Raw genomic sequence first — 17,537 nt, 5'->3', positions numbered from 1 at the left:
GTGTAAACCTGAAGTAATAATGCGAAAAGGCGCCTGAAACAGGCGCCTTTTTTCATGCTGCGAGGGCGGGAATTAGTTGCCGAGTAGCTTGTTCAGCAGGCCGCCGATCACCGGCAGGCCTGCCAGCGCACTTTCGATGGTGCCGCCGATAGTCGACCCAACGCTTTCGCCCAGGGTTTTGCCCAGGTCCGGCGCCAGGTCGGCCAGATTGAGGGTGCCAAGCAGCGGCAGGTTAATGCTCAGGGCATCGGTGCCCATCGTCCATGCGGCTGCGCCGACCTTGCTGCCTAAGGCCGCCAGACCATCCTGTAACCAGCCTGCGCCGCTCACATTTTCGATTTCAAATGCGGTTAATTCTCTCATCATAATCTTCCTGATTAAGTAGACGTACCGGGTTGTAGTACGCGATGGCATAGTTACAATTTAAAAAATATCCAGCAATACAATTAGTTGTGAATTTTGTTTCACCTTTCCGGTTCATAATGAAGCTGAAATACGGGACAATGTGAAATGAGGGAATGAATTCACCATGCTGGCCGAGACGCCCGCGAGGGCGGCAATGATACTTTTCAATTAGGGTTGATGATGAACTCCACCATTTGGCTGGCGCTGGCGCTGGTTTTAGTACTTGAAGGGCTTGGCCCGCTGCTTTATCCGCGCGCCTGGCGCAAGATGGTAGCCAGCCTGAGCCAGCTACCGGATAATTTATTGCGTCGTTTTGGCGGCGGACTTGTGGTTGCCGGGATTGTGATCTACTACATGTTGAGGAAATCGATTGGCTGATCAAAAAGTGGTCGGATTTGCCTTATTTTGGATGCAAAAAGTGCTGTAACTCTGAAAAAGCGATGGTAGAATCCATTTTTAAGCAAACGGTGATTTTGAAAAATGGGTAACAACGTCGTCGTACTGGGCACCCAATGGGGTGACGAAGGTAAAGGGAAGATCGTCGATCTCCTGACTGAACGGGCTAAATATGTTGTGCGCTACCAGGGTGGTCACAACGCCGGCCATACTCTCGTAATCAACGGTGAAAAAACCGTTCTCCATCTTATTCCATCAGGCATTCTGCGTGAAAACGTCACCAGCATCATCGGTAACGGCGTCGTGCTGTCTCCGGCCGCGCTGATGAAAGAGATGAAGGGCCTGGAAGACCGTGGTATCCCGGTTCGCGAGCGTCTGCTGCTCTCTGAAGCCTGCCCGCTTATCCTTGACTATCACGTGGCGCTGGACGTGGCGCGTGAAAAAGCGCGTGGCGCGAAAGCGATCGGCACTACCGGTCGCGGCATTGGCCCGGCTTACGAAGATAAAGTCGCTCGTCGCGGTCTGCGCGTTGGCGATCTGTTCGATAAAGCAACCTTCGCCGATAAACTGAAAGAAGTGATGGAATATCACAACTTCCAGTTGGTGAACTTCTACAAAGCAGAAGCGGTTGACTACCAGAAAGTGCTGGACGATGTGATGGCGATTGCCGACATCCTGACCAGCATGGTGGTGGACGTATCCGACCTGCTGGATCAGGCGCGTCAGCGCGGCGACTTCGTGATGTTCGAAGGCGCGCAGGGTACGCTGCTGGATATCGACCACGGTACCTACCCGTACGTTACGTCCTCTAACACCACCGCAGGTGGCGTGGCGACCGGCTCCGGCCTGGGCCCGCGTTATGTGGATTACGTTCTCGGTATCATTAAAGCGTACTCAACTCGCGTCGGTGCAGGTCCGTTCCCGACCGAGCTGTTTGATGAAACTGGCGAGTTCCTCTGCAAGCAGGGTAACGAATTCGGCGCCACCACCGGCCGTCGTCGTCGTACCGGCTGGCTGGACGCGGTCGCAGTCCGTCGCGCGGTGCAGATTAACTCCCTGTCCGGCTTCTGCCTGACTAAACTGGACGTCCTCGACGGCCTGAAAGAAGTGAAAATCTGCGTTGGCTACCGTATGCCGGATGGCCGTGAAGTGACCACCACTCCGCTGGCTGCCGATAACTGGGAAGGTATCGAGCCTATCTACGAAACCATGCCGGGCTGGTCCGAAACCACCTTCGGCGTGAAAGAGCGCAGCGGCCTGCCGCAGGCAGCCCTGAACTACATCCAGCGTATTGAAGAGCTGACCGGCGTGCCGGTGGATATCATCTCTACCGGTCCAGACCGTACCGAGACTATGATTCTGCGCGATCCGTTCGACGCGTAATCACTCTCAAGGGGCGCCGTTCGGGCGCCCTTGTTTTTGCTGTTCGCCCGCCCCATTTCAAATAAATTAGCGGCCTGAGCGCTGGCTGGTTTATCATCAATAATAATGATGTCGCTCGACATACCCTGTTTTCTTTTCCCTGAGGTTTATGTGCAGTTAACGAGTTTCACCGATTACGGACTACGCGCGCTGATTTATATGGCGTCGCTGCCGGAAGGACGAATGACCAGTATCTCGGAAGTGACCGAGGTCTATGGCGTCTCCCGTAATCATATGGTTAAAATAATCAATCAGTTAAGTCGCATGGGCTACGTGACTGCCGTGCGGGGGAAGAACGGGGGCATTCGCCTCGGCAAACCAGCAGGACAGATCCGCGTCGGTGACGTGGTGCGTGACCTTGAACCCTTATCGCTGGTCAACTGCAGCAGCGAGTTTTGCCACATTACACCAGCCTGTCGTCTGAAACAGGCACTAGCTGAAGCCGCGCAGAGTTTTCTCAAGGAACTGGATAACTATACGCTGGCTGATTTGGTTGAGAAGAATCAACCGCTTTATAAATTATTGCTGGTGGAGTGACGCCACTCTGCCGGAGATGACAACGGAGGAACCGATATGTCACAAGATCCATTCCAGGAACGCGAAGCTGAGAAGTACGCGAACCCTATCCCGAGCCGGGAATTTATCCTCGAACATTTAACTAAACGGGAAAAGCCTGCCAGCCGCGATGAGCTGGCCATCGAGTTAAATATCGAGGGCGAAGAGCAAACCGAAGCGCTGCGCCGCCGCCTGCGCGCGATGGAGCGCGACGGTCAGCTGGTCTTCACCCGCCGCCAGTGCTATGCCCTGCCGGAACGCCTCGATCTCCTCAAAGGAACCGTTATTGGCCACCGCGATGGCTATGGTTTCCTGCGTGTTGAAGGGCGCAAAGACGATCTGTACCTGTCGTCAGAACAGATGAAAACCTGTATTCACGGCGACCAGGTGCTGGCTCAGCCGCTGGGCGCGGACCGTAAGGGCCGCCGCGAAGCGCGCATCGTCCGCGTCCTCGTGCCGAAAACCAGCCAGATAGTTGGCCGTTACTTCACCGACGCTGGCGTCGGCTTTGTCGTCCCGGACGACAGCCGCCTGAGCTTCGATATCCTGATCCCGCCGGAAGAGATAATGGGCGCGCGGATGGGCTACGTGGTCGTGGTCGAGCTGACCCAGCGACCAACCCGCCGCACCAAAGCGGTGGGTAAAATCGTCGAAGTGCTGGGCGACAACATGGGCACCGGCATGGCCGTCGATATGGCGCTGCGTACCCATGAAATTCCTTATGTCTGGCCGCCGGCGGTGGAAAAACAGGTTTCCGGTCTCAAAGAACAGGTGCCGGAAGAGGCGAAGGCCGGACGCGTCGATTTACGCTCGCTGCCGTTGGTTACCATTGACGGAGAAGATGCCCGCGACTTCGATGACGCGGTGTACTGCGAGAAGAAACGCGGCGGCGGCTGGCGCCTGTGGGTAGCCATTGCCGACGTCAGCTACTACGTGCGCCCGGGGACGCCGCTGGATGCGGAAGCGCGCAGTCGTGGCACCTCGGTCTACTTCCCGTCGCAGGTAGTGCCGATGCTGCCGGAAGTGCTGTCTAACGGTCTATGCTCGCTGAACCCGCAGGTCGATCGCCTGTGTATGGTGTGCGAGATGACGATTTCGTCAAAAGGCCGTCTGACCGGTTATAAATTCTATGAAGCGGTGATGAGTTCACATGCTCGCCTGACCTATACCAAAGTGTGGCATATGCTGCAGGGTGACCAGGAACTGCGCGAACACTACGCGCCGCTGGTGAAGCACATTGAAGAGCTGCATAACCTCTACAAAGTGCTGGAGAGCGCCCGCGAAGAGCGCGGCGGTATCTCATTTGAAAGTGAAGAAGCTAAATTCATCTTCAATGCCGAACGCCGTATTGAGCGTATCGAACAGACTCAGCGTAACGATGCGCATAAGCTGATTGAAGAGTGCATGATCCTGGCGAACATCTCCGCCGCGCGCTTCGTTGAGAAGGCGCAGGAGCCGGCGCTGTTCCGTATCCATGATAAGCCAACCACCGAAGCGATTACCTCCTTCCGTACCGTGCTGGCTGAGCTGGGACTGGAGCTGCCTGGCGGCAACAAGCCGGAGCCGCGTGATTACGCCGAGCTGCTAACCTCCATCGCCGATCGCCCGGATGCGGAAATGCTGCAGACGATGCTCCTGCGCTCCATGAAGCAGGCGGTCTACGATCCGGAAAACCGCGGTCACTTTGGCCTGGCGCTGCAGTCATACGCCCACTTCACCTCGCCGATTCGTCGTTACCCGGACCTGTCGCTGCACCGCGCTATCAAGTATCTGCTGGCCAAAGAGCAGGGACATAAAGGCAACAGCACCGAGACCGGCGGCTGGCACTACAGCATGGAAGAGATGCTCCAGCTGGGTCAGCACTGTTCGATGACCGAGCGCCGCGCCGACGAAGCGACGCGCGAAGTGTCTGACTGGCTGAAGTGCGACTTCATGCAGGATCAGGTGGGCAACATCTTCTCCGGCGTGATCGCCAGCGTGACCGGCTTTGGCTTCTTCGTCCGCCTGAACGATCTGTTTATCGACGGTCTGGTGCATGTTTCCAGCCTGGATAACGACTATTATCGTTTCGACCAGGTGGGGCAGCGTCTCATTGGTGAGTCCGGCGGCCAGACCTATCGCCTGGGCGACCGCGTGGAAGTCCGTGTGGAAGCGGTCAACATGGACGAGCGGAAAATCGACTTTACCCTGATCTCCAGCGAGCGTGCGCCGCGTAATGTCGGCAAGACCGCCCGTGAGAAAGCGAAAAAGAGTACCTCTGGCAAGCCGGGCGGCCGTCGCCGCCAGGTGGGTAAGCAGGTAAACTTCGAGCCGGACAGCGCTTTCCGTAAAGAGAAAGAGACCGCCCGACCGAAGAAAGAGAAAAAAGCGAAAAAACCGTCGGCGAAAACACAGAAAATCGCCGCCGCGACGAAAGCCAAGCGCGCGGCAAAGAAGAAGATCGCCGAGTGATTGACCTCCCTTCACCCTGAAGTCTGCTGACGCAGGATGGGGTGAAGGGGGCAGATAACAGAACCTAAAACGAGTACATCAATGAGTGAAATGATTTACGGCATCCATGCGGTGCAGGCACTGCTGGAGCGCGCACCTGAGCGTTTTCAGGAAGTTTATATTCTGAAAGGCCGTGAGGATAAGCGCTTGCTGCCGCTGATCCATGCCCTGGAAGCGCAGGGCGTGGTGATTCAGCTGGCCAACCGTCAGTTTCTTGATGAGAAGAGCGAAGGCGCTGTGCACCAGGGGATCATTGCCCGCGTGAAGCCGGGGCGTCAGTATCAGGAGAACGATCTGCCGGATCTGCTGGCGCAGCTCGATCAACCGTTCCTGCTGATCCTCGACGGCGTAACCGATCCGCACAACCTCGGCGCCTGCCTGCGTAGCGCCGACGCCGCCGGCGTGCATGCGGTGATCGTGCCAAAAGATCGTTCCGCTCAGTTGAATGCGACGGCGAAGAAAGTGGCCTGCGGCGCGGCGGAGAACGTCCCGCTGATCCGCGTCACCAACCTGGCGCGCACCATGCGTCTGCTGCAGGAAGAGAACGTCTGGATCGTCGGAACTGCAGGGGAAGCCGACCATACGCTGTTCCAGAGCAAAATGACCGGCCCGATGGCGCTGGTGATGGGCGCGGAAGGCGAAGGCATGCGTCGTCTGACCCGCGAACACTGTGATGAATTGATCAGCATCCCGATGGCGGGCAGCGTCTCCTCGCTGAACGTCTCGGTGGCTACCGGCATCTGTCTGTTTGAAGCAGTACGCCAGCGCAGCTAAGCTGAACCATCGACGAATCAAAAAAGCCATCCTCCGGGATGGCTTTTTTGTGACCGCTCTCGCGGGCGAGTATCCCTCCGGATAACCATACTTATGGCTATCGCCATTGATGGAGGGAGACACGATGCACTGGCAAACGCACACCGTTTTTAATCAACCCACCCCGCTGAATAACAGCAATCTGTTTCTGTCCGATACCGCTCTGCGTGAAGCAGTGGTCCGCGAAGGCGCCGGCTGGGATGGCGATCTGCTCGCCAGCATTGGCCAGCAGCTGGGGACAGCCGAATCGCTGGAGCTGGGACGCCTGGCCAACAGCAATCCGCCGGAGCTGCTGCGCTATGACGCCACCGGCGCCCGGCTGGACGACGTGCGCTTTCATCCTGCCTGGCACCTGCTGATGCAGGGGCTGTGCGCGAACCGGGTACATAACCTCGCCTGGCAGGAGGATGCCCGCGAAGGCGCGTTTGTCGCCCGCGCCGCCCGCTTTCTGCTCCATGCCCAGGTGGAGGCCGGGACGTTGTGCCCGATTACCATGACCTTCGCCGCGACGCCCCTGCTGCAGCACGCCCTGCCCGCGCCCTTTCGCGACTGGCTGTCGCCGCTGCTGAGCGACCGTTACGATCCGCACCTTGCGCCTGGCGGCCAGAAGCGCGGCCTGCTGATCGGCATGGGGATGACCGAGAAGCAAGGGGGGTCTGATGTGCTGAGCAATACCACTCGCGCGGAGAAAACGGCGGAAGGGTTTTACCGACTGGTGGGACACAAGTGGTTCTTCTCGGTGCCGCAGAGCGATGCTCACCTGGTGCTGGCTCAGGCTCCGACGGGGCTCTCATGCTTCTTTGTGCCGCGTCTGCTGCCCGACGGGCAGCGTAACGGCGTGCGTCTTGAACGCTTAAAAGAGAAGCTCGGCAACCGCTCCAACGCCAGTAGCGAAGTGGAGTTTTATGAGGCCTGCGGCTGGCTGGTGGGCGACGAAGGCGACGGCGTGCGGCAGATCCTCAGGATGGGCGGCCTGACCCGCTTTGACTGCGCGCTGGGCAGCCATGCCCTGATGCGTCGCGCCTTCTCGGTGGCGCTGTATCACGCGCTACAGCGTCAGGCGTTTGGCAAAAACCTGGTCGAACAGCCGATGATGCGCCAGCTGCTGGGGCAAATGGCGCTCCGTCTGGAGGGGCAGACCGCGTTTCTGTTTCGCCTGGCGCGGGCCTGGGACCGTCGGGATGATGCCCGGGAAAGCGCCTGGGCGCGCCTGTTTACGCCTGCGGCCAAGTTTGCCATCTGTAAGGCCGGTATCCCGTTTGTCGCCGAGGCGATGGAAGTGCTGGGCGGCATCGGCTATTGCGAGGAGAGCGAACTACCGCGGTTGTATCGCGAGATGCCGGTCAACAGCATCTGGGAAGGCTCCGGCAATATTATGTGCCTCGATGTGATGCGGGTGCTCAGCAAGCAGCCGGCGGCGATGGAGCTGCTGGCCGCGGAGTGTGCGGAGGTGAAAGGGCAGAACCGCCATCTCGACCGCGCATGGCGTCAGCTGCAGCAACTGCTGAAACGACCCGCCGAAGAGCAGGGGAGAGAGATTGCCCGGCTGGTCTATCGTCTTGGCGCGGGGGCGCAGATGCTGCGCCATGCTTCGCCGCCGCTGGCCGAAGCCTGGTGCCGGATGATGCTCGACACCCGCGGCGGCATACGTCTTGACGCGCCGACCCTCGACGACCTGCTGCTGCGGGCTATGGGGCGCGGGCGCCAGGCGCCTCAGGCGTAGAGAATGGCCTGCACGCGCCAGCTGTCCGGCTGTTGTTCCTCGTACATCTGAATAATGCGATACCAGGAGGCGCCTTGCTCGTCTGCTTTGCGGGCAATGGCGTGCTCTACATCCTGTTGGCTACCGGAAAGATTAGTGACGGAGATCAGACCGATTTCATTCAGGCCAGTGACGCAATCCGCGCTGGCGAATTCGGCTGACTGCGCGGACGTATTGGCCGTCGCAGCGGTTAACAGCAGGCTGGATAGGGTAAAAGATCGTTTCATCGTCAGCTCCATTTCACGTAGTCCCAAGGGCAGTCCGTTGCTAACGTCCTGCCAGGTGGCTGGCCGAACGTTATTATGCACAGGAGAACGTGAATGGACGCAAAGCTGTGTAAAGCAGATTTAAAGACGCCGCCTCGTTATCGACGATAGAGGATCGCCTGCGAATACCACTGGCCGGGTACCATGGTGTCATCGATCATGATGATGACGTAGTAATCGGCTTTGGCCGCTTCTGCTTTGGCCTTCAGCGCCGCTTCGACATCCATCGGCGAACCGTACATCAGTACGCTCACCGTGGCCATTTTATGCAGGCCAGCCGTCTGGTAGCGCTGGATCTCCTGCGGATGGTCGGTGGCGGGCGGCGGGGCTTCCGGCGTTCCCTGCAGGGCGCTACACCCGCTGAGGACGATAGCCAGTAACCACGGTGAAAACCTGCGCATAACCATATCTCGTTTCCTGATAGTGATAGTGTAGTGGTAGCCTTAACAGGATTGCCGGGGAATGTTCCCGAACTGTTATCTCTGACGCGATTTTCGAATGAAAATGTTGTGAAAGCGTAACCGGGTTCTCAACATTATGAATCGTAGCAAACTGGGTTGCCTGGTGAATGAATTTTCCCATGACGCCTAACCACGATAGAGAAGGAAGACGATAAATGATTGCACTAGAAATGCGCAACCTCGGCGGTGGTGAAATTTTACATGCCTGTCCGCAGGAGAGTCTGGATAAGCCCTTGCCCTGTATCGTCTTTTATCATGGCTTTACCTCGTCGAAGCTGGTCTACAGCTACTTTGCGGTGGCGCTGGCCGAGGCCGGATTCCGGGTGATCATGCCGGACGCGCCGGAGCATGGGGCGCGCTATCAGGGCGATGAGGCCGGGCGGATGCAGCGCTTCTGGCCGATTCTGCAGCAGAATTTCAGGGAGTTTCCTGCGCTGCGCGAGGCGATAATCGCTGAAGGATGGCTGGAAGGGGAGCGGCTGGCGGTGGCGGGCGCTTCGATGGGGGGAATGACGGCGTTGGGCATCATGACGCATCACCCGAGCTGAACAGCGTCGCCTGTCTGATGGGGTCGGGCTATTTTCGTTCCCTGTCGCAAACCCTGTTCCCCTCGCCTGATTTTGATGTCGATAGCCTCAACGAATGGGATGTCAGCCATCAGCTGGCGTCCCTTGCCCGGCGGCCGCTGCTGCTCTGGCATGGCGATGCCGATGACGTGGTGCCGCCGGAAGAAACCTTTCGACTAGAACAGGCGCTCCGGCAGGCTGACCTTGCCGCCAGGCTGACCTGTGTCTGGCAGAAAGGCGTCCGCCATCGCATTACGCCAGAGGCGCTGGCTACCACGGTCGCCTTTTTTCAGCAGCACCTTTAAACGCGGATTACGCTGACGCCTTGATCCTCAAGCTGTTTGAGGATCGCGGCATCGGCCTGTTTGCCGGTGATCACCACGTCTATTTGTCCGGCCTGGCTGAATAGCATCCCGGCGCGCTCGCCGATCTTGCTGCTGTCGACCAGCACCGCCAGTTTGCCGACCACGTTAAGCATTTTTTGCTCGGCCATGGCGGTCAACATATCCGTTTTGTAGAGGCCTTCGGCGGTGAGCCCTTTGCCGCTGGTAAACATCCAGTGTCCGGCATAGAGGCTGTTCTCGCTACCGTGGGGGCTGAGGGTGATGGCGTGGCTGCGGTTGTACTGGCCGCCCATGATAATCACGCTGTCATGCTCCTGGTCGATCAGGTAGTTAGCCAGCGGCAGATAGTTGGTGATGATCTGCACCGGTTTGCCGCACAGTTCCCGACCCAACAGAAAGGCGGTGGAGCCGCAGTTAATGACGATGCTCTCACCCGGCGCGATCAGTTGCGAAGCGGCGCGTGCAATACGCACTTTTTCATCCAGATTTTGCGCCTGGTGGATGTTCATCGGCGTCCAGCGGGGGCGCTGTTCGCTGATGGCTTCCGCGCCATTACGAACCTTTTTCAGTTTGCCGCTTTCATCCAGCTTGTTGATATCACGTCGGGCGGTAGCGGGTGAGATCCCGAGCCGCGACATCACCTGCTCCACGGTAACAAACCCCGTTTGGGCGAGCAGATCCAGCAGAATTTGGTGCCTTTGCGCTTCCGTCATGAGCGAATCCGATTAAAAGTGAACGGCAAAGATGATATTTGAAATCATGTGAAAATACTAACCCTGCGGCGGGGTATTTCCGGCAGGCAGGGCCTGCCGGCGGCGACTTACAGGAAGGATTTGAAAGGCAGATCCGGCTCAATGGTGAAGCAATCGTCGAAACCGCGCGGGTAGTGATATTCGAAATTGTCTTTATCCAGGGGCCAGGTAAATTTGCCGCCGACCTGCCAGATAAACGGCTTGAAGCCGTACTTCAGACGATCCTTTTTCATCTCCCACAGAACGCGGATCTCCTGCGGATCGGCCTGAAAGTTTGACCAGATATCATGGTGGAACGGGATCACAACTTTGGCGTTGAGCGACTCTGCCATGCGCAGGATATCGGCGCTGGTCATTTTGTCGGTGATCCCGCGCGGGTTCTCGCCATACGAGCCGAGGGCGACGTCAATCCGATGCTCGTTGCCATGCTTCGCGTAGTAGTTGGAGTAGTGGGAATCGCCGCTGTGGTACAGGTTGCCGCCCGGCGTTTTAAACAGGTAGTTGACCGCGCGCTGGTCCATGCCGTCCGGCAGTACGCCAGCGGCTTTTTGGTCCGCCGGGAGGGTGATCAGCGCGGTGCGATCGAACGCATCGAGCGCATGGATCTCAATGTCTTTGATCTTCACGACATCGCCAGGTTTCATGACGATACAGCGCGCTTTCGGCACGCCCCAACCGATCCACAGGTCGACGCAGGTTTTCGGGCCGATAAACGGCACATCGGCCGGGCAGTTCTGCATGACGGCGGCGGCGACGTTGACGTCAATATGATCGTTGTGATCGTGGGTCGCGAGGACCGCGTCAATCTGGCGAATGGCGAACGGATCCAGAACGAACGGCGTGGTGCGCAGGTTCGGCTGTAATTTTTTCACGCCTGCCATCCGCTGCATCTGGTGGCCGGTTTTCATCAGCGGATTGCCGTGGCTCTGTTTGCCAGTGCCGCACCAGAAATCGACGCAGACGTTAGCCCCGCCTTCGGATTTTAACCAGATACCGGTACAGCCGAGCCACCACATGGCGAAGGTGCCGGGCGCAACCTGCTCCTGCTCAATCTCTTCATTCAGCCAGCTGCCCCATTCCGGAAAGGTGTTCAGGATCCATGATTCACGGGTGATGGTCTGTACTTTACTCATCGTGCTCTTCCTCGTATTTTCAATAATAATCAAATTTTGATTGGTTTTGATTTATGTTGTCACTGGATTTTCAAGATTGCAATCTTGTTTTCCATCAATTTTACGAAGAGATGCGCATCACCTCTCAGGGGTTCCAGCATCCATAAAGGTTGTGATTTGTTTTATCTATATGATTTGAAAATGTTTAATTATGTTTCGGCGCTACTGCTCGGCAATAGTCACAATGAAATAGAGGATTATTGCGGCGCGCGTCACATTTAATCAAATTCAATCTTGTTGTGATTATTTTTGATTATTAGAGTGGGCAGCGAGAAATGCTGAGCGTAAGGCGCGTTCAGCGCCTTCACCATCGGGAGTGTGTTATGGCAATCCTCTACAACATCTTTACCGTTTTCTTTAATCAGGTGATGACCAATGCCCCGCTGCTGCTGGGTATCGTCACCTGTCTGGGCTATATCCTGCTGCGCAAAAGCGTCAGCGTGATTATTAAAGGCACGATCAAAACCATTATCGGCTTCATGCTGTTACAGGCCGGCTCCGGCATCCTCACCAGCACTTTTAAACCGGTGGTGGCAAAAATGTCAGAGGTGTACGGCATCAACGGCGCGATCTCTGACACCTATGCCTCGATGATGGCGACCATCGACCGGATGGGCGAGGCCTATAGCTGGGTGGGCTACGCGGTGTTGCTGGCGCTGGCGCTCAACATCTGTTACGTCCTGCTGCGCCGTCTAACCGGCATCCGCACCATCATGCTGACTGGCCATATCATGTTTCAGCAGGCGGGGCTGATCGCCGTCTCGTTCTTTATCTTTGGTTACGGAATGTGGACGACCATCATCTGTACCGCCGTGCTGGTCTCCCTGTACTGGGGTATCACCTCCAACATGATGTTCAAGCCGACTCAGCTGGTCACCGACGGCTGCGGCTTCTCCATCGGTCACCAGCAGCAGTTTGCCTCGTGGATTGCCTACAAAGTGGCGCCGTATCTGGGGAAAAAAGAGGAGAGTGTGGAAGACCTCAAGCTGCCAGGCTGGCTCAATATCTTCCACGACAACATTGTTTCCACCGCGATTGTCATGACCATTTTCTTTGGCGCGATCCTGCTTTCCTTTGGTATTGACGTCGTGCAGGCGATGGCGGGGAAAACCCACTGGACGGTCTATATCCTGCAGACCGGTTTCTCCTTCGCGGTGGCCATTTTCATCATTACCCAGGGCGTGCGGATGTTCGTCGCCGAACTGTCCGAAGCCTTCAACGGTATCTCGCAACGCCTGATCCCCGGCGCGGTGCTGGCGATTGACTGCGCCGCGATCTATAGCTTTGCGCCGAATGCGGTGGTGTGGGGCTTTATGTGGGGCACCATCGGCCAGCTGATTGCCGTCGGCATTCTGGTTGGCATTGGCTCTTCAATTCTGATTATTCCGGGCTTTATCCCGATGTTCTTCTCCAACGCGACGATTGGCGTCTTTGCCAACCACTTCGGCGGCTGGCGCGCGGCGCTCAAAATCTGCCTGGTGATGGGCATGGTTGAAATTTTCGGTTGCGTGTGGGCGGTGAAGCTCACCGGTATGAGCGCCTGGATGGGAATGGCGGACTGGTCGATTCTGGCGCCGCCGATGATGCAGGGCTTCGCCTCCATCGGGCTGGCGTTTATGGCCGTCATCATCCTGATTGCTCTCGCTTATATGTTCTTCGCTGGCCGCGCGCTGCGCGCCGAAGAAGACGCGGAAAAACAACTGGCAGAGGCCTCTGCCCAATAAGGAGTTCTGATTATGACCGTACGTATTCTGGCTGTGTGTGGTAACGGGCAAGGCAGTTCTATGATCATGAAAATGAAAGTGGATCAGTTCCTGACGCAATCCAATATCGACCACACGGTGAACAGCTGCGCGGTGGGTGAATACAAAAGCGAACTAAACGGCGCGGATATCATCATCGCTTCAACCCATATCGCGGGGGAGATTACCGTCTCCGGCAATAAACACGTGGTGGGGGTGCGTAATATGCTTTCCCCCGCGGATTTCGGGCCAAAGCTGCTGGAGGTGATTAAAGCTCATTTCCCGCAGGACGTGAAATAAGGAGCGGCTATGAAACTCCATGAATCACTGGCGCAGAATCACTCCATTCGCCTGCAGGCGGAAGCGGAAACCTGGCAGGAGGCGGTGAAAATCGGCGTCGATCTGCTGGTGGCCGCCGACGTGGTGGAACCGCGCTACTACCAGGCAATCCTCGACGGCGTCGCGCAGCACGGCCCCTATTTTGTGATCGCTCCGGGATTAGCCATGCCGCACGGGCGGCCGGAAGAGGGCGTCAAAAAAACCGGCTTTGCGCTGGTCACGCTAAAGAAACCGCTGATTTTCAACCACGAAGATAACGACCCGGTCGACATCCTGATCACCATGGCGGCGGTTGACGCCACCACCCACCAGGAAGTGGGCATCATGCAGATCGTTAACCTGTTTGATGACGAAGCCAATTTCGACCGTTTACGCGCCTGCCGCAGTGAGCAGGAAGTGCTGGATTTAATCAAAAACGCCACCGCGGCGGCTGTTTAAAAGGAACACTATCATGTCATTACCTATGTTACAGGTCGCCCTCGACAACCAAACGCTGGCCAGCGCTTATGAAACAACCCGTCTGATCGCCGAAGAGGTAGATATCATTGAAGTCGGCACTATCCTCTGCGTCGGTGAAGGTGTACGCGCGGTGCGCGAACTGAAAGCGCTGTATCCGCATAAAATCGTGCTGGCGGACGCCAAAATTGCCGATGCTGGCAAGATCCTGTCGCGGATGTGCTTCGAAGCCAACGCCGACTGGGTCACGGTGATCTGCTGCGCCGATATCAACACCGCCAAAGGGGCGCTGGATGTCGCCAAAGAGTTCAACGGCGATGTGCAAATTGAGCTGACCGGCTTCTGGACCTGGGAGCAGGCGCAGGCGTGGCGCGAGGCGGGTATTCAGCAGGTGGTCTATCACCGCAGCCGCGACGCGCAGGCGGCAGGCGTGGCGTGGAGTGAGGCGGATATCAGCGCGATTAAGCGTCTGTCTGATATGGGCTTCAAAGTGACCGTCACCGGCGGGCTGGCGCTGGAAGACCTGCCGCTGTTTGCTGGGATCCCTGTTCACGTCTTTATTGCCGGACGCAGCATCCGCGATGCTGCCTCGCCGGTGGAAGCGGCGCGCCAGTTTAAACGCTCTATCGCCCAGCTGTGGGGTTAAGGAGCGACTATGTTGGCGAAATCCATTCCGCTCGGCATCTATGAAAAAGCGCTCCCCGCCGGGGAGTGCTGGCTGGAGCGGCTAAAGCTTGCAAAAGCGCTGGGCTTTGATTTCGTTGAGATGTCTCTCGATGAAACGGACGCCCGCCTTGCGCGGCTGGACTGGAGCCCGGAGCAGCGTCTGGCGCTGGTCAAGGCGGTGGCTGAAACCGGCGTCCGGGTGCCGTCGATGTGCCTTAGCGCCCATCGCCGTTTTCCGCTGGGTAGCGAAGACGACGCGGTGCGGCATCAGGGGCTGGAAATTATGCGAAAAGCTATTCAGCTGGCGCAGGATGTGGGGATTCGGGTGATCCAGCTGGCAGGCTACGACGTCTATTACCAGCAGGCGAACGATGAGACGCGCCGCCGCTTTCGTGACGGCCTGAAACAGAGCGTCGAGATGGCCAGCCGAGCCCAGGTAACCCTGGCGATGGAGATCATGGACTACCCGCTGATGAACTCGATCAGTAAAGCGCTGGGCTATGCCCATTACCTGAATAATCCGTGGTTCCAGCTTTACCCGGATATCGGCAATCTGTCGGCGTGGGATAACGACGTCCAGATGGAGCTGAAGGCGGGGAGCGGGCATATCGTGGCGGTACACGTCAAAGACACAAAGCCCGGCGTCTTTAAAAACGTGCCGTTCGGCGAAGGGGTGGTCGATTTTGAACGCTGCTTCGAAACGCTCAAGCAGACCGGCTACTGCGGACCGTACCTGATTGAGATGTGGAGCGAAACCAGCGCTGACCCGCTGGCGGAGGTGGCGAAGGCGCGTGACTGGGTGAAGGCGCGGATGGCCCGCGCGGGCCTGATGGAGGCGGCATAATGCAACAGCTGAAACAGCAGGTGTTCGAGGCCAATATGGATCTGCCGCGCTACGGCCTGGTGACCTTTACCTGGGGTAACGTTAGCGCCATTGACCGGCAGCGTGGGCTGGTGGTGATTAAGCCCAGCGGCATCGCCTACGAGTCAATGACCGTCGATGACATGTCGGTGGTTGATCTGCAGGGGCACGTGGTGGAAGGGCGCTGGCGTCCCTCCTCTGATACCGCCACCCATCTGGCGCTCTATCGCCGTTATCCCGACCTTGGCGGGGTGGTGCATACCCATTCGACGCACGCCACCGCCTGGGCGCAGGCGGGGCTGGCGATCCCGGCGCTCGGCACCACCCATGCGGACTACTTCTTCGGCGATATTCCCTGCACCCGGGCGCTTAGCGCACAGGAGGTGGACGAGGCCTACGAGCTGAACACCGGGCAGGTGATTATCGAAACGCTGGGTGAGGCCAATCCGCTGCATACGCCGGGGATCGTCGTCTATCAGCACGGGCCATTTGCCTGGGGCAAAGACGCCCACGAGGCGGTACACAACGCGGTGGTGATGGAAGAGGTGGCGCGCATGGCGTGGATTGCCCGCGGCATTAATCCGCAGTTGCAGCCCATCGATAGCTGGCTGATGAATAAGCATTTTCAGCGTAAGCATGGGCCAAACGCCTACTATGGGCAAAAGTAGATAGCGCGCTCCGGGGCTTTCACCCCTCACGGTGAAGCAACTGGTCTGGCCCCGGAGCCGTTTTTAATCCTGACGATAGGCCGACGGCATCACGCGCATGCCGATGAGCGTGACCACGCAAATTATCGCCCCGGCGTAAAACGTCGAGGCTGCGCCGAAGGTTTCCCACAGTACCCCCGCGCCGGTGCTGGCCAGCAGCAGAGCCAGGCCACTCATCAGATTAAACATACCGAACGCCGTGCCGCGTAGCTCCGGTGGCGCCGTATGGGCGACCATCGCCGCCAGCAGGCCCTGGGTCATTCCCATATGAATCCCCCACAGCGCGACGCCGATCAGCAGCGTGCTCCAGTGGCCGCTGAGCGCCAGCACGATATCGGCGAGGATCAGCACCAGCAGCCCCCACTGCAGCAGTTTGCTGTGGCTCATGCTGTCTGAGAGTTTACCGAACGGGTAAGCCGTGAGGCTGTAGACCAGGTTCATCGCCACCATCACCAGCGGGATGGTATAGAGCGGGATCTCCATCTGCTGGGCGCGCAGCACCAGAAAGGCTTCGCTGAAGCGGGCGAGGGTGAAAATGCTGCCGATCGCGACCACCCACCAGTAGGCGGCGGAGAGCTTTTTCAGGTTTTCGCGCTTCAGCGGATTGCTGCGTTTGTGCGCGATGGCGGATTTTGGCTCCTGTAGACCGAATCCGAGCAGGAGAATGGAGAGCACGGCGGGAATGACCGCCACCCAGAAAATAGCGTGAAAATCGTTGGCCCAGATAAACATCAGCAGCACCGCCAGCAGCGGGCCGAGAAAGGCGCCGACGGTATCCAGCGCCTGGCGTAGTCCGTAGGCGGCGCCGCGGATCTCCGGCGGGGTGACGTCGGCGACCAGCGCATCGCGCGGCGCGCCGCGAATACCTTTGCCTACGCGGTCAATCATGCGGGCGCTAAACACCACCCCGGCGGTAGGGGCGATGGCAAACAGCGGCTTACTGAGCGCGCCCAGGCCGTAGCCCAGCAGCGCCAATCCTTTACGCTTGCCGACATAGTCGCTGATCGCGCCGGAGAAGACCTTCAGGATCAGGGCGGTGGCTTCCGCCAGTCCCTCGATAAGACCGATAATTATCACGCTGGCGCCGAGGGTAGTGGCCATAAACAGCGGTAAGAGGCTATGGATCATCTCGGAGGAGACATCCATCAGCAGGCTGACGCCGCCGAGTACCCAAACGCCTTTAGGGATACGGCCTAAGGTGGCGAAACGCGGAACCATCAATCACTCCTGATTATCAAATGGCGAGTGGCTGATTAAATCAGGTTGCGATGACGCTGGTAAGTCGGTTTGTAAAATAATTCTCAATTGCGTTTAGGCGCAGACCTCGCTTCGCCCCTCGCGAGGAGAGGCGAAGAATCGGG

General features: G+C 58.0%; 18 protein-coding genes and 1 pseudogene. 13 read left to right on the top strand and 6 right to left on the bottom strand.

The window, feature by feature from the left end; all coding sequences use genetic code 11:
• Positions 1 to 72: 72 nt before the first annotated feature.
• Positions 73 to 363 (bottom strand): hypothetical protein, encoded by a 291-nt coding sequence (locus LPQ25_RS23705; protein WP_002885663.1) that lies wholly within the window; start codon positions 361 to 363, stop codon positions 73 to 75.
• 222 nt (positions 364 to 585) lie between these two features.
• On the opposite strand from LPQ25_RS23705, the gene LPQ25_RS23700 reads away from it, so the two are divergent.
• The 6 genes from LPQ25_RS23700 (at position 586) to LPQ25_RS23675 (ending at position 7,804) form a co-directional block, all read left to right on the top strand.
• Positions 586 to 783: a DUF2065 domain-containing protein gene (locus LPQ25_RS23700; RefSeq protein WP_002885664.1), complete on the top strand. Its 198-nt coding sequence runs from the start codon at positions 586 to 588 to the stop codon at positions 781 to 783.
• Between the two features lie 102 nt (positions 784 to 885).
• Positions 886 to 2,184, top strand: coding sequence for an adenylosuccinate synthase (locus LPQ25_RS23695; protein ID WP_002885665.1), 1,299 nt, complete (start codon positions 886 to 888; stop codon positions 2,182 to 2,184).
• A gap of 150 nt (positions 2,185 to 2,334) precedes the next feature.
• The gene (gene nsrR / locus LPQ25_RS23690; protein WP_002885667.1) at positions 2,335 to 2,760 is read left to right on the top strand and encodes a nitric oxide-sensing transcriptional repressor NsrR; all 426 of its coding nucleotides are present in this window, start codon (positions 2,335 to 2,337) and stop codon (positions 2,758 to 2,760) included.
• A 36-nt stretch (positions 2,761 to 2,796) separates the two neighbouring features.
• Positions 2,797 to 5,229 (top strand): ribonuclease R, encoded by a 2,433-nt coding sequence (rnr, locus tag LPQ25_RS23685; protein WP_002885668.1) that lies wholly within the window; start codon positions 2,797 to 2,799, stop codon positions 5,227 to 5,229.
• An 81-nt stretch (positions 5,230 to 5,310) separates the two neighbouring features.
• Positions 5,311 to 6,042, top strand: coding sequence for a 23S rRNA (guanosine(2251)-2'-O)-methyltransferase RlmB (gene rlmB / locus LPQ25_RS23680; protein WP_002885669.1), 732 nt, complete (start codon positions 5,311 to 5,313; stop codon positions 6,040 to 6,042).
• A 124-nt stretch (positions 6,043 to 6,166) separates the two neighbouring features.
• Complete coding sequence (locus LPQ25_RS23675; RefSeq protein WP_014908084.1) at positions 6,167 to 7,804, top strand: isovaleryl-CoA dehydrogenase; 1,638 nt, start codon at positions 6,167 to 6,169, stop codon at positions 7,802 to 7,804.
• On the opposite strand, the gene yjfN is transcribed toward LPQ25_RS23675, so the two are convergent.
• Both yjfN and bsmA read right to left on the bottom strand, forming a co-directional pair.
• The gene (gene yjfN / locus LPQ25_RS23670; RefSeq protein ID WP_002885673.1) at positions 7,795 to 8,070 is read right to left on the bottom strand and encodes a DUF1471 family protease activator YjfN; all 276 of its coding nucleotides are present in this window, start codon (positions 8,068 to 8,070) and stop codon (positions 7,795 to 7,797) included. The two genes, LPQ25_RS23675 and yjfN, sit on opposite strands and share 10 nt — an antisense overlap.
• A gap of 137 nt (positions 8,071 to 8,207) precedes the next feature.
• Entirely contained in the window at positions 8,208 to 8,516 is a 309-nt protein-coding gene (bsmA, locus tag LPQ25_RS23665) for a biofilm peroxide resistance protein BsmA (protein ID WP_004177699.1), read from the bottom strand.
• A gap of 209 nt (positions 8,517 to 8,725) precedes the next feature.
• Here bsmA and yjfP point away from each other — a divergent pair.
• Positions 8,726 to 9,441 (top strand): annotated as a pseudogene (gene yjfP, locus LPQ25_RS23660) (esterase).
• On the opposite strand, the gene ulaR reads toward yjfP, so the two are convergent.
• Positions 9,438 to 10,193, bottom strand: a complete 756-nt coding sequence (gene ulaR, locus LPQ25_RS23655) for an HTH-type transcriptional regulator UlaR (protein WP_004177697.1) — start codon at positions 10,191 to 10,193, stop codon at positions 9,438 to 9,440. The pseudogene yjfP and the gene ulaR overlap by 4 nt on opposite strands.
• Positions 10,194 to 10,300: 107 nt before the next feature.
• On the bottom strand, positions 10,301 to 11,365 hold the full coding sequence (gene ulaG, locus LPQ25_RS23650) for an L-ascorbate 6-phosphate lactonase (protein ID WP_004194176.1): 1,065 nt from the start codon (positions 11,363 to 11,365) through the stop codon (positions 10,301 to 10,303).
• 362 nt (positions 11,366 to 11,727) lie between these two features.
• Here ulaG and ulaA point away from each other — a divergent pair, with 362 nt between their 5' ends.
• From ulaA to LPQ25_RS23620, 6 genes are read left to right on the top strand one after another with little or no spacing between them, the layout of a single operon-like run.
• Positions 11,728 to 13,128 (top strand): PTS ascorbate transporter subunit IIC, encoded by a 1,401-nt coding sequence (ulaA, locus tag LPQ25_RS23645; RefSeq protein WP_012737212.1) that lies wholly within the window; start codon positions 11,728 to 11,730, stop codon positions 13,126 to 13,128.
• Positions 13,129 to 13,140: 12 nt separating this feature from the next.
• Entirely contained in the window at positions 13,141 to 13,446 is a 306-nt protein-coding gene (gene ulaB, locus LPQ25_RS23640) for a PTS ascorbate transporter subunit IIB (protein ID WP_002885682.1), read from the top strand.
• Positions 13,447 to 13,455: 9 nt separating this feature from the next.
• Entirely contained in the window at positions 13,456 to 13,923 is a 468-nt protein-coding gene (gene ulaC / locus LPQ25_RS23635; RefSeq protein ID WP_002885683.1) for a PTS ascorbate transporter subunit IIA, read from the top strand.
• Between the two features lie 13 nt (positions 13,924 to 13,936).
• Positions 13,937 to 14,587, top strand: a complete 651-nt coding sequence (gene ulaD, locus LPQ25_RS23630) for a 3-keto-L-gulonate-6-phosphate decarboxylase UlaD (protein ID WP_012737213.1) — start codon at positions 13,937 to 13,939, stop codon at positions 14,585 to 14,587.
• 9 nt (positions 14,588 to 14,596) lie between these two features.
• Positions 14,597 to 15,451, top strand: coding sequence for an L-ribulose-5-phosphate 3-epimerase (locus LPQ25_RS23625; RefSeq protein WP_004210671.1), 855 nt, complete (start codon positions 14,597 to 14,599; stop codon positions 15,449 to 15,451).
• Entirely contained in the window at positions 15,451 to 16,137 is a 687-nt protein-coding gene (locus LPQ25_RS23620; RefSeq protein ID WP_002885687.1) for an L-ribulose-5-phosphate 4-epimerase, read from the top strand. The genes LPQ25_RS23625 and LPQ25_RS23620 overlap by 1 nt, the downstream gene beginning before the upstream one ends.
• A gap of 63 nt (positions 16,138 to 16,200) precedes the next feature.
• On the opposite strand, the gene LPQ25_RS23615 is transcribed toward LPQ25_RS23620, so the two are convergent.
• Positions 16,201 to 17,394 (bottom strand): MFS transporter, encoded by a 1,194-nt coding sequence (locus LPQ25_RS23615; RefSeq protein WP_004177693.1) that lies wholly within the window; start codon positions 17,392 to 17,394, stop codon positions 16,201 to 16,203.
• Positions 17,395 to 17,537 lie beyond the last annotated feature (143 nt).

Origin of the sequence: Klebsiella sp. KPN54798, assembly GCF_021184225.1 — a bacterium.
Taxonomy (GTDB): domain Bacteria; phylum Pseudomonadota; class Gammaproteobacteria; order Enterobacterales; family Enterobacteriaceae; genus Klebsiella; species Klebsiella pneumoniae.
Note: the sequence above shows the minus strand (reverse complement) of the source record. Positions and strands in the feature narration are given on the sequence as shown.